This is a genomic window from Halobacteriovorax sp. YZS-3-1 (assembly GCF_047084945.1).
GTDB lineage: Bacteria > Bdellovibrionota > Bacteriovoracia > Bacteriovoracales > Bacteriovoracaceae > Halobacteriovorax_A > Halobacteriovorax_A vibrionivorans.
Genome location: NZ_JBKIYI010000002.1, coordinates 304,717 through 317,737 on the forward strand (window position 1 = coordinate 304,717; position 13,021 = coordinate 317,737).

At 35.2% G+C, this 13,021-nt stretch carries 9 protein-coding genes; 7 read left to right on the forward strand and 2 right to left on the reverse strand.

All coding sequences use genetic code 11. The features are described 5' to 3' along the window. Nucleotides 1-192: 192 nt before the first annotated feature. Nucleotides 193-1,854: a long-chain-fatty-acid--CoA ligase gene (locus ACMAZI_RS11440; protein WP_115361714.1), complete on the forward strand. Its 1,662-nt coding sequence runs from the start codon at nt 193-195 to the stop codon at nt 1,852-1,854. A gap of 49 nt (nt 1,855-1,903) precedes the next feature. Here ACMAZI_RS11440 and ACMAZI_RS11445 read toward each other — a convergent pair whose 3' ends face one another. Then, nucleotides 1,904-2,449, reverse strand: coding sequence for a hypothetical protein (locus ACMAZI_RS11445; protein WP_135420499.1), 546 nt, complete (start codon nt 2,447-2,449; stop codon nt 1,904-1,906). Nucleotides 2,450-2,461: 12 nt separating this feature from the next. On the opposite strand from ACMAZI_RS11445, the gene ACMAZI_RS11450 reads away from it, so the two are divergent. The 3 genes from ACMAZI_RS11450 (at nt 2,462) to ACMAZI_RS11460 (ending at nt 8,289) form a co-directional block, all read left to right on the forward strand. Beyond that, a complete protein-coding gene (locus ACMAZI_RS11450) occupies nt 2,462-2,830 on the forward strand; it encodes a hypothetical protein (protein WP_412474118.1) in 369 nt (122 codons plus the stop codon). Further along, complete coding sequence (locus ACMAZI_RS11455; RefSeq protein ID WP_412474119.1) at nt 2,791-3,582, forward strand: BamA/TamA family outer membrane protein; 792 nt, start codon at nt 2,791-2,793, stop codon at nt 3,580-3,582. The genes ACMAZI_RS11450 and ACMAZI_RS11455 overlap by 40 nt, the downstream gene beginning before the upstream one ends. Nucleotides 3,583-3,684: 102 nt before the next feature. Next, nucleotides 3,685-8,289: a hypothetical protein gene (locus ACMAZI_RS11460; RefSeq protein ID WP_115361708.1), complete on the forward strand. Its 4,605-nt coding sequence runs from the start codon at nt 3,685-3,687 to the stop codon at nt 8,287-8,289. Between the two features lie 3 nt (nt 8,290-8,292). Here the strand turns inward: ACMAZI_RS11460 and ACMAZI_RS11465 are convergent, their stop codons facing one another. Further along, nucleotides 8,293-9,249, reverse strand: coding sequence for a hypothetical protein (locus ACMAZI_RS11465; RefSeq protein ID WP_115361706.1), 957 nt, complete (start codon nt 9,247-9,249; stop codon nt 8,293-8,295). A gap of 189 nt (nt 9,250-9,438) precedes the next feature. Between ACMAZI_RS11465 and ACMAZI_RS11470 the strand changes: the two genes are divergently transcribed. The 3 genes from ACMAZI_RS11470 (at nt 9,439) to ACMAZI_RS11480 (ending at nt 13,000) form a co-directional block, all read left to right on the forward strand. Continuing rightward, nucleotides 9,439-11,013, forward strand: coding sequence for a hypothetical protein (locus tag ACMAZI_RS11470; RefSeq protein ID WP_115361704.1), 1,575 nt, complete (start codon nt 9,439-9,441; stop codon nt 11,011-11,013). A gap of 168 nt (nt 11,014-11,181) precedes the next feature. Continuing rightward, nucleotides 11,182-12,363, forward strand: a complete 1,182-nt coding sequence (locus ACMAZI_RS11475) for a trypsin-like serine protease (protein WP_412474120.1) — start codon at nt 11,182-11,184, stop codon at nt 12,361-12,363. A gap of 109 nt (nt 12,364-12,472) precedes the next feature. Beyond that, nucleotides 12,473-13,000 carry a hypothetical protein gene (locus tag ACMAZI_RS11480; RefSeq protein ID WP_115361700.1) on the forward strand — a complete coding sequence of 176 codons (528 nt, stop codon included), beginning with the start codon at nt 12,473-12,475 and terminating at the stop codon, nt 12,998-13,000. Nucleotides 13,001-13,021 lie beyond the last annotated feature (21 nt).

Genomic DNA, 13,021 nt, shown 5'->3' on the forward strand with positions numbered 1-13,021 from the left:
GCCTAATGTGTGTGTGGTGTTTTGCAAAACGGTCATTCTTATATCGAATAAAATTTATTACTTCAAGAACTTTTGTGAATATGTATGAGATAATGCAACGCGCGCACAGAATGCTTATTGTAAGTAGCTAAAAATTAAAATACAATAAAATGTACTTTAAAATTATTAATTATTAACAAATGGAGTTTTGCTGTGACAAAGCCTTGGTTAAAACACTATCAAGATGGTGTAGCTGAAGAAATTAATCCTGAATCGTACGCTTCAATTCCTTCTTTATTAGAAGAGAGTTTTAAGAAGTTTGCTTCGAAGCCATCATTTCATTGTATGGGTAAAACTCTTACGTATGGTGAAATTGATCACTTATCGAAGAAGTTTGCTTCATACCTACAAAATGATCTTGGTCTTCAAAAGGGTGATCGCGTTGCCATCATGATGCCAAATATTCTTCAATATCCAGTTGCTCTATTTGGTATTCTTCGCGCAGGTATGGTTTGTGTAAATGTAAACCCACTTTATACAGCAAGAGAGCTTGAGCATCAGTTAACTGATTCACAATCAAAAGTGATTATTATATTTGAAAACTCAGCATCTGTACTTGCAGAAGTTGTTAAGAATACTCCAATTGAGCACGTACTTGTAACTCAAATTGGTGATATGCTTAAATTTCCAAAATCACTTCTAGTTAATTTTGTTATTAAGCATGTTAAGAAAATGGTTCCATCTTGGGATCTTCCAGGTGCTAAGTCATTTCTTGAGGCCCTTGATAAAGGTGACGAGTCTAAGTACAAAAGACCTGAGATCATTAATTCTGACCTAGCTTTTCTACAATATACAGGTGGAACGACTGGTGTATCAAAAGGTGCAGAACTAACTCACAGAAATATTGTGGCAAACCTTTGCCAAGCAGGTGAGTGGATTTCTCCAGTAGTTGAAGAAGGAAAAGAGATTATTATTACACCTCTTCCGCTTTATCATATCTTCTCATTAACAGCTAACTGCTTCACATTCTCAAAGATTGGAGCATTAAATGTTTTAATTACTAACCCAAGAGATATTCCTGGTTTCGTAAAAGAATTAAAGAAGTGGAACTTCACTGCACTTACTGGAGTAAATACTCTTTTTAACGGACTTTTAAATAATGAAGACTTTAAAACAGTCGACTTCTCTCACCTAAAGTTAACTCTTGGTGGTGGTATGGCCGTTCAACGTGCAGTTGCTGAAAGATGGAAGGAAGTTACTAAGACTCCTCTAATCGAAGCTTATGGACTAACTGAAACTTCTCCAGCAGCATGTATTAATCCGATGGACCTTAAAGATTACAATGGAATGATTGGTCTTCCTGTTTCATCAACTGATGCATGTATTAAAGATGACGATGGAAATACTTTAAATGCAGGTGAAGTTGGTGAGATCTGTATTAAAGGTCCACAAGTTATGAAGGGTTACTGGGGACGTCCAGAAGAGACAGCTAAAGTTATGACTACTGATGGATACTTTAAGACTGGTGACATTGGTGTTATGAATGAAGAAGGTTTCTTCAAAATTGTTGATCGTAAAAAAGATATGATTCTTGTTTCAGGATTCAATGTTTATCCAAATGAAGTAGAAGAAATTATCGTTACTCATCCTAAAGTATTTGAATGTGCAGCTGTTGGTGTACCAAATGAAAAGTCGGGTGAGGTTGTTAAACTCTTTGTTGTTAAAAACGATCAGTCTCTTACTGAGGAAGAGTTAATGGCATTCTGTAAAGAGAACTTAACGGGTTACAAGAGACCAAAGTTCATTGAGTTTAGAGATGAACTTCCAAAATCAAATGTTGGAAAAATTTTAAGAAAAGACCTAAGAGGTCAATAGTAAAGAAAGGGAGCTACTAGCTCCCTTTTTATTTAATGCTAAGTTAAATTCATAACGCCAGCTTTTTTAGTTGAGAAATTGTATCCTGATTGTAAGTGTTAATTCTTAAAGTGGAATAAGCGGCCTCTTTTACGACGGCATCAACATATTGTGGCTTTGTTGCTCCTGTTAGAGCATCTGTCATATCTGTTGGATGCTTAACGGTCTTGAAAATTGGTGGATTGATTCCAAGTAATAGGTGAAGGCGATTAATATCATCTTCTGTCATTGGCCTATGGAGTTTCTTTGTTAAACCAGCTTTAGATTTTAATTTTAAAAACTCATACTTAGTATTGTAAAATAGTGTGAAAATAACAGGAAGGCATGCGCTATTACATCCTGTTGTTGTATTTACTTCTCTTATGAAACCAAGTTTTTTACCCTCTTTATTAAAAGCGACCTGAATAGTCGTATTAATAGGGTTCTCACTGATTTTATCTTCAACTTTAATTTTCTTAACTTTAGAAATCTTAGGAAAGATGCTTTTGTAAAAACTGATATCATTTCCATAGATAGAAGTGCTCGTCATAAGAATTAAAGATATTATTTTCAACATAGGTCTACTCACATGAAATTACAGTATTGTATTTTCTTTTTACTTATTCTCAATTCTATGACTTTTGCTCAAGAATCGCAACGTGCACAAAAGGTCATTGAAAAAGTGAGCAATGATTCACAAAAAGGAAATTTTGTACTTGTTCCTGGCCCTTCATATATGCCTAGCACCAAGCTAGGACTCAGCTTAATCGGAATGTATCTCTTTGATGCCAATAGTGGAAAATATAAAAATCAAGATGTGAACGTACCTCCCTCTATACTTGGTGCATTCGCAAAAGTAACAACAAATGATTCGGCCATGGGTGCCGTTGGTACACAATTATTTCTAGGCCCTGATTTATGGAGAATATCGGGGGATACTTTGAGGGTGATATTCTAAGCGAGATGTTTAAAGTACAATTAGATCGATTTATTGATACTTCAAATGAAATTCGGGCCGTTCTTGTAAACGTAAATAGAAGGGTTTGGAAGAAATTATTTATAGGCTTTGGAGCAGTTTGGAATGAGGTCATTTTTACATCTGAAGGAAGTGTTCCTCTAGGTACTTCAAATACTGGCTTTAAGTTTAACTTATTCTATGACACTAGAGATAATACTTTCTCTCCTACAGATGGTTTCTTCTTAAATACAAGAACTAGTTTTTATCGCAAGGATCTAGGAGGAGATGATAATATAACAACGATCGACGCTTCATTTTCTCAATACTTCTCTCTCTCAGACAATGGGCATTTATTCTCATGGATATATGACTCAAGCTTCAACCTTGGTGATACGAATCCTAACTACAATTATAATTTTGGTTCCCGTGGCCCAAGAGGATACACAGGTAAGGTGTTTGAAGGTGCAAATATGCTACGTTTTGAAGGAGAGTATAAGTATTATTTTAAAAGTATTCTATCCTCTCGCTTTGGATTAGCGGGATTTGCTGGAGTTGGCTTTGTTTTTGGAGGCCGCTCTCGTGTTGGAAATGATATTTCTTCAGACCTATTTGATTCTGATCCTCTTGCTCATATTGGTGGGGGGATTCGCTATAAGGTTCTACCAAAACAAAACCTAAATATGCGAATTGATATGGCCTACGGGCGTGAAGATGTCTTTACGATGTACTTTGCACTCAATGAAGCAATATAGCTACACAGTGTTCAGAGTTTGAACACTTCTTCAATCGTATCTACTTGAAATTATGTCCATTCCCTAAAGAGATTTTGGCACTCATATTGCTCTTATATACCCATGGTATTTAAAAGACTTGTGACATTCCTTATTATTTCTCTTTGTTCATTTCAGATGGCATTTGCTCAAACTATTGAAAATACGAGACAAATTGCTAGCTATATCGATTTAGAAGATCTTAAAGCGCAGCTTGCCCAGGTAAAGAAAGAACTTAGAGGGAATATCTCGTCTGAACTTTCTGAAGAAGAGCTATCGGCCTATGAGCAAGCCTTTAGAATGCAAAATGATAATGAGTCACAAGGTGAGACTGGTGAAGAGAATGACTTCATTACGTTTCTTGGTTCTTTAAAGAAGAATTCTTGTGGAGTAAGGGATTATATCCAAGAAGAAAGACCTGAAGAGAAAAAAGAAGATGAGGGAAGAGGTAAGAGCCTTTTTACTGATATCTCAAAAGTAATTTCTGAAATCGAAGTTGGTGATTCTCCAAATCGTAGCCAAAAACGTTATATTCAAGGATATGCAAGAAAAGCAATTCAATATTTTGAAAGAGCAAAGTCTTTTAAAGCAAAGGTAGAAGACTTTATTAATGAAACGAATGAAGCTTATGCTGATAAAGAAGAATTACTTCTTGCTTACAACGATTCATTTGTAAAAGGTCTACATGATGTAAAGGTTTCATTAACTCCTTTTATCAATATGAGTAGTATTGATATCAATACTATCCTACCAAAGTTGACGACAGACTTCATTGAAGAAGAGACAGAACTATATAGTTTTCTTGTTAATGGAGAAATGAAAGATAAGATCTTTTTTAAAGTAAACTTTGAAGGAAGTGATGTAACTTTAGAACTTGATACTTTTCAAAACTTTAAAAGAGATATCGTAATTATTAATGAATCTCCAAGTGGTAAGAACTATCTTAGAGCACTTCGTATTTTAACAATTCAAATGATGGCAACACAAATTAGAAATTATGACATCATGATTGAGTCAAAAGAGAATCATGTTGTTATTCCAAAGAGTTGTCGTAATAAGGTTAACGGTGATTGGCCTCATCTACTAGAGCTAAAAGTAGATGAATCTGTAGCTAAGACATACCTTGATAATCTAATTAAGAATTCTGGACTTGCTTATGATGAGATGAATCTTGAACTAATGAGTGTCAAAGAAGCTCAGCAGCTAAATCCAATGGCCGAAACAATGGTTTCATCTACATCTATTGAGAACTTTTTAAGAGCAGCTAAAGGTAAGGAAGCTAAGGACTTCTATCGTAGAAGCTTAAAAGCTGGTTTTGATGAAGCTTTAGCATATGAGAAATTTATGAAAATGAAGATGCCTGAAGTATCTTCTGTATATATGAAAAAGGTTTATTCTCATAAGGGAAGAGCACGTACTTCAAAAGATGTTACAACTAAAGATATCGCTCTATTTAAGGATATTACGGGATCTGTTCCAGAAAATAAGACAATTGAGGTTGATATTTTTGAAGGAGATCAAAAGTATGTTGAGCAGATTTATCCATCAGCAATTAATGCATCTCCATATATCGCTTCGAAAATGGCCCAGGCTAGAACTGAGAAAATTGAAGACATCATAAGTGAGAATGTAAAGTCTCAGCTAAAGTCTAATACAATCATTGTAGACTTCCCATCACTTTACGCAAATGAGGGATATAGAAACTGGGGATTAAATACTCTTCATGATAAAGCAGTAGAGCTCTTAGATGATAAAAACTTCGAAATAGGATCACGCCATAATATGATGATGGTTGGTTACTGCTACAGAAAACCAGGAAATCTATGTAAAGGTGTTTCAAGACAGACTAATATTTTAAAAAGAGTTGCTGAATATATTGAGACTCTTAAGATTGATGGTAAGTATATTCCAGTTTCACGTCTAGATCAGTCAAAGACAAAAGAAAGCTATCAGGTTTTAGCCAAGATCTTTAACTATCTAAGATCGACTGCCAGAGTATTTCCAGAACTTATAACTAATGAATACGATTATCTTATTGCTCAAATGCAGGCCCTTAATCCACTTGCAAAAGTACGTTTAGGTTACTTAATTGCAAGAGAGGAACTTGAGAGTATTAAGAATGGTCGAGTTAAGACAATGAGAAAAACATCACGTGGGATGCGTGTTGATTATGATTATAGATGTTTTAACAATAACATGAAGAAGTATATCGAAAACCTAGATGAGGCAGCTAAAGTACTTATGGCCGATAAGGTGATAACACCAAACTTCTTAACGAGAAATCTAGACAAAGATGAGTATAAGAAATTATGGAATGATATCTTTGATGAATATAATAAAGATACAACTCAGATTATGACTGCTGAATTACACTCAGGTAAGAAAGCATATGAAGCAATTGAAGGACTATCAAACAAAGTTACAATAGAGCGTTCTCAAATTGAAGATGCTGCACATAAGGCAGTTGAGGGTCGCTTACTATATCAAACACAAGAAGATATCGATAATCGTCTTTTAGAAGAAGATGTTGAAAAAGTCGCATTCTTTAAAGAAATTCTTGCAGCAAAGTCTCACGAGGAAAGAAAAGCTATATTTGAATCTCGTCCACATACTATCGATATCTTTGATGACTACGAATTAGTACATAGTTTTTTAAAACTAAATATGGATCTAAAGACTCCAGTTTATAAAGATATTTTGAAAAGATCGGCACTTGAGCGTCAACAAGAGACATATCGTAAGCTTAATCGTTTCTGTCAAATCGAAGAAGATGATGTTGATAGTTTAAAAGAAAACTTTTATGCGACAGTTAAAGTTCAAGATCAGCTTAATCAGCTTCTTGGAATCCCAGCAGTTCCTAAAGAACTAATGGATCGTATGGGAGACTGGAATAGTGATGAAAAATGGGCAATGTTTAATGGTGTTTTTGGATTCCTTCTTGGAATGGGGGCCGTTCTAGCAGCTGGATCATGTACTGTTTTAACTGGTGGACTATGTGGAATTGCTATTGCAGGAGTTGGAACTGTTGGTTTTGGAATGCAGGCAAATGCAATCAGACTAGAAACAAAAGCAAAGCGTAGAGCAGATCGTAGTGAGGACTATGTTGGTGAGATGGCCGACCTTGGATTCACTGATTCAAATGCTGCTGAAAATGTAGCAAAAGGATGGATGGCCGTTGCATTTGAAGTAATTGGTACAATTTCAATGATCTCAATTCTAACGAGAAGTATATCTGTAGGATCGAAGATTTTTAAAGAGTCTTTAAAATCAATCGTTAGAAACCGTTCAAAGTTAGGAATTAAAGAATCACTAAAGCAATCAGGTAAAGATGCTTCAGTTATCGTAAATGAATCAGAAGTTGAGTTTGCTAAGCTTGTTTTAGGTCTTAAAAAATATCGTGATGTATTTAAGAATATGCTTTCTGCAAAGACAATGGATGAAGTTGCATACAACTTAAAGAACTTAGATCTAGATGAAGAATTTGTTGAAGCAACACTTAAGAAGATGAATAAAATTGAAGAAAGCTATAAAGCAGGAAGATTATCAAAGTCTACTTATAATAAAGGTATTCGCAATATCGTAAATAGTGTTGAAGAGGCCATTACAAAATCTAATGGTGGAATCTATCGTTACACAAGTGATGTTGTTGTCGATCTAGGCTATGCTGATGTGGATAGAGCTCTTGGACAAACTGTTGCAAAACTATTTAACGGAAGTCCTCTTGAATTGAGACATTACATGAGTAGCTATGTAAAAAGGCTGAATAAGTCGATGTTTAGAAATTCTTCAAAAGCAGCTAGAGCAAGACTTCGCTTAAGAAAAGCAGCAGAAGGTAAGTATCTAAAAGGGACTAACTGGATTGTGCATGCATGGAATGAAAATACAGCTAACCTTGCAAAAAGCCGTCGAGAGTTTTTAAGAATCTATGATGAGTTACAAAGATTACCAGAAGGTGAGCTAGTAGAATATATCTCTAAGAATGCAGACACTCTTACTGATATCTTTATTAAAATACCTCTTAGAAAGAGAGACTTTCCATATCTCTTAGTTCAAGGGGCACCTCACACTGGTGGGTTCTTTGGAAGAAGAGTTCCAGTAATCTCTGCAATCGGTGAAGGTGTTTTAATGAGAAAGATCTTTACAGCTAGAGCTAGGCTTACTTCTGAAGTGGCAAGAAGAACTGCAAGAGAAACACTTGGTCTTAAAAGAGTTCTAATGGCCGAGACAGTAGGTGATTTATATCGTGGACTTGAAGTTTCAGTACTAGAGGCTCTTCCTAAGATGAGTAAGAAGGAAGTAGCTGAAGTGGAAAAGATGATTGCTAAAGTTAAAGAAAAGGCAATCTCTGGAATCTATAATAACCTCGAAAGTGATCGCGCTATTATTCAATTTATGAATAAGCATGGTGTTAGCTTTGACGGACTTAGTCCTGAGCAAATCTTTTCTGAACTTAATAGAATTCTATATTCTCCAAGTGGAGAAGTTGAGAATGCATTATCTCGCTACCTATGGGCGAGTGCTGATGTTGAAGGATTATTCAAGTCACCAGAGTTCACAGGATTAGCATATAAAGTTATGAGAGATACGATTGAAGAGAGTAATATTGGAAGTTTACAACGCTACCTTAATGCCCTCAAAATCCTACAAATTAAAGATAATGGAGCTTTAGGTAGCGTCGAGTTATTTTAGAAATTACTTTTTAAAACATTTTGCATCATCGCGTAAATATTCAAGTAACGCTAGCTTCTTTTGACGAGCTGCTGGCGTTCTTGCTTCATCAGCTTCTTTTTGAAGAACGTCATAGAAAGCATCCATAGTACCTTTTTTAGACTCTTTCATCTCTTCTGCTGTCGCTTTTAGAATACGAGCTAGTTCTGTCATTTCGTTGTCACTAAAACCACTTGATAGAAATGAATAGAACTTATGTCCGTTAAAATTACTAAAAAGATCTACCTTCCCATTACTAACTGATACTTCTTTGATTGCTGAGATCAGCTCTTTTTGTGCAGACGAACCATACTTTTGGGCCGTTAAGAAATATAATAGGGCCTCTTCATCTGTAGGGTTAAGCATTGGCACACGGGCAGACCATCCTTCATTTTTTACTTGAGAATATAACTGTCTTTGAACCTTTGCAGGTGAGTTATATCGAGACATAACTTTAAAGATTCTCGCCGAACTTTCATCTTTCATTTCAGAAAGAACAAAGTCGAAGCCATTATCAGATAGATTCTTATTCACACATGGTGCACATGATAGAATAGCGCTTTTTTTGTATCCATATCTTTGAGACAGATAGACAAAGCTATTAATAGCTTCTTTTAGCTCTTTTGCTTCTGGGTTTTCTTTGGCAAAGACTTCACTAACTTTTTGTAGCCTGGCCTTATCTTGAGAGCCTTTAACCATCATCTTTAAAGTATTAAAGCTAAAGTCCTCTTTTTTTCCTGTATGAGACAGGTCTTTCATTGCAAGATCGAGATTTTTAGTTACGACACTTCTAACTTCAGAGTCTAAAACACCGCTTTTTAAAAGTAGTTGATTTAGTCCTTCGCCAGTCGCTTCAATTAGACTAAAAACAGAAGCGTAAGCCGAAGTGCTCGTAAGCATTAGGGCCATAATAAGCGTGTAAATTCTCGTTGATACTTTCATCAATTCCCCCATCAAGATATATCTAAGATCTTTATCGGCTATTTTTACTCAGATATTTAGCTTGACGCATATGCTAAGGCGAAAAAAATGATAAAAAACACTTTAGTTTCGGTACCTTACAAGTCTTCACAAGGCTTGAATTAAGAAAATGACTTGGGTACAATGCTAGCTCACTCGGGGGAGAGTATTATGGTAAACTTATTTAGGGTATTAGTTTTATCTACTTTTTTATTGCCAAATCTTGTTCATGCAGAGCTTGATGGTGCAACTGAATCGGAAATTGAAACTTGTCGCCAATTGAAGGTCTTTCTTGATGGAAATGTTGGTGAAGTAGAGTGTCAATCTGAGTACCAGATCTACTCTAAATTTGTTGGTAAATACAGCCGCTCAAAAGTTAAATCTAAATATAATCAAGTAAGAATTGCAGCCTTTAATCTTTTCAAGCCAGGTGCTACTCAAACTGAATACAAAGACCACCAACTTGTTGCTCAAATTATTGACCACTGGGATGTTGTTGCAGCAGTTGAATTAACTTCTAATAATGGCCTAAGTAAGAGGCATAATGAAGGTATCGTTGAGTACTATACTTCTCGTCTTGCTCAGATGACTGAGCAAGGAGCTGATCTTTCTGCAAGTGTAACGAGAAATGAACTTGCTCTTATTCGTGAACAATTTGATTTTCCTGGATATATTGAAGTTTTAAAAGAGCTACAAAAACTTGATGCGTCTTGGTCTCTTGTACTTTCTGGAAAGCAGGAAGGAAGCGAGAACTCGACTGTTAAAGAATTAACAGGGTTCTACTATCGTAGTAGTGTTGTTGATTTAAAGGCTACACAATATTGTCGTGATAAGTATGGAAGAAACGGAAAGTACGGCTGTCTACCAGTCTTAGATGAAAAGACTTTTGGCCGTGATGTCGATGGACTTTTCTCAAGAAGGCCATTTCTTGCAACGTTTGAATCAGGTGAATTTGACTTCACTCTTTTATCAACTCACGTTATTCACAACACGCCTTCAGATGAAGATCTTCAAAAGAAAATTCTACGAAATGTTTATGGTGTAGAAGATTATAAAGATATTGGTCCAGGGGTAACTCAGTTAAAATTTGCACGCTTTGCTGAAGTTAGACTTATGGCCGAACTAGTTGAGTACTTAAAGAAGAGTTACTATGAGCAAGATTATATTATTCTTGGTGACTTTAATCTTGAGAGTACAAATGATTACTGGGAAACTTTCTTTAATGACTTTAGAGGGTTGGAGCTAAAAATTGAAGGTGCAACTTCAATGGCCTTAGGTAAGTCATTATCTGATGGAACAATCACTCATGGAACAAAAAGTAATTATGATCACTTTCTTTTTGATCCTAATGAAACAAGAAATTGCAAAGGTAGCAATACTGCAAAGATCTTTAACTTTATTGAAGGTGACTTCTCAAAGTTAATTAATCGACGCTACCTTGTACGCTCAAATGCAAAATACCAATCTCAAACAAGAGATGTCGAAATGTATCGCCTTAAAGCAGGTGGCCGCGAGAAGGTTGAAAATCTTGTGGATAATTACACTCGCTCAATTCAAAATAAGCTAACGGTAAAAAATAATAAGCTAGTTCCAAGATTTGACATGGAAGAAAGTCAAAAAGAGTTTTACGATCGAGTTATCGATTCACAGCTTTTTGATAAGACTTATTATAATTACTTAAAAGAAGTTATTAGCGACCATTTACCAATCTATATGAATTGCTCAAATCAATACGATAATGATTAATATAAGAAGGCTTCCATAGGAAGCCTTTTTCTTCTAAGTTACTGAAAACACTGTCTTTTCAGGCTGTACATGAAATAAACATCCTCTATAAAACTTCCAATTAAAAGGATAGAAACACTCTTTTTTATTAAAATAAATATATTGATTTATTAGAATAGAGAGGAGCGAATGTTTACTGGAAAGCAGTTAATTTATACGTCATTGATCTTATTTAATTTCATCTCATGCCAAAATAGCGAGGTCGCTTCTAGTAAAGAAGTGAATGTAGAAAGCTCTAATCAAATTATTGGTAGTGATGATCGCGCTGAAACAACTGGTCGCTTAAATAAAGAAATTGTTAAAAAAGTTGGGCAGATTAGGACTGAGATTGTTAATCCAAGTACAGGTGTTGCGACAGTAAATACGTGTTCAGGGACTCTAATTAATGATAGCTATATTATAACTGCCGCTCATTGTGCCTTTAAAGCAGAGACAGAAGATCTTTTACAAAACTCATTTTTCTACCCTGGTCTAACAAATAAAAATAAACCAAAGTACGGTCGATTTCCAATTGAGAGAGTTTATTATCCAAAAGATTACTCAAATATTTCACATTATCCAGATGAAGATATTGCTATTATGAAGCTAGGTCTAGACTCTCAGGGAAGAAGTGCCGGAAAAAGAGTTGGTACTGCCGGTTATTGGGGTAGGTCTAGTTTACCAGATGGAAAAACTCTAACGATAGGTTATCCAGGTGATAAGCCTGATGGTCAACAATACTTCCAAGAGAATTGTGATATTGAGCAAGCAAGTGACAAACGTCTTGATATTTATTGTGATGTAATAAGTGGCCAAAGTGGTTCACCAATTCTTGTCTACTCTGAAAAGTATGGCAACTCATATATACATGGTGTGATAACTGGAGAAGATAAATATAAGAGCGTAAATTACGGATCATTTCTAACAGATGAAAGAGGGAAAATTGCACAGGCCATTTTCTCCGGAACATTTAGTGAAGATAATGACTTTATCGAAAAATGGGTTTCAAAAGAAATGAAGCATGAAAGTATCATTAATGTTTTGATTAAAAATAATTGTTCATCAAAAGAGGCTTTAATTGCATTTGATTATAAGGATCACAAAACCGATAGCTGGGAAGCGAAAGGTTTTTATACGCTTAAACCAGGTGAAACCATAAGGTTTTTTCAAACGAAGAATGGAGTGCTCTACTTACATGCACGGGATAAAAATAGAAATGTGATTATTGATGGCGAACATACGAGAAATGTTCCAGGCTCTGGCCGATTTGACATGAAGAGATATCGAATAAAGAAATGGGGTGACTTTAATATTGAAGTTCCTTGTTATTAGATTAGGCATTTTAGAGAGTTGATGCTTTCTTAAGACGTTCTTAATAAACATCTTTTATTAACGATTTAAACGTTCTACAATTTAGTAAACTAAATTATGGAGCGTTTTTTTGAAGAGTGTTATTTCTTTAAGTCTACTGATACTAATTCTATTTTCATGCGGTGAAAATGACTATGTTGTAGGAACAAAGTTAAATCCACTAGAGAATCTTTCTGTTGAAGAAGCTTTTCATATGGAGTCTGTTGGCAAATGTTCAGCTAATACTCGTAAGCATAAGGCCATGTCCTTTACAGGTTTAATTACAGAGGATGTTGCTGGAGATCGTTTTGTTGCCCAAGTTCTTATTACATTATATCGCCAAACTAAAACCTATGACTTAAGTTATAGCGAATATCCTTTTCCTTCAAATATTGATCAAAGTATATATTCAACTTCTTTTACTCAGACCTATGACGTTGTGGATAATGAGCTTATCTTAAATAACTTTGGAACAATTAGAGCAACAGTTGAAAATGATAAAATTTCTCCGCATATAAATATCACTGACGATATCAGGAATATTATTGAGACAGATTCTAAAATTGGGCGCGTGCTCTTCTACTCTGATGATGATGTTGTGAACGAGTGCACTCCGTAACTTTATTTATATTTTATTTGC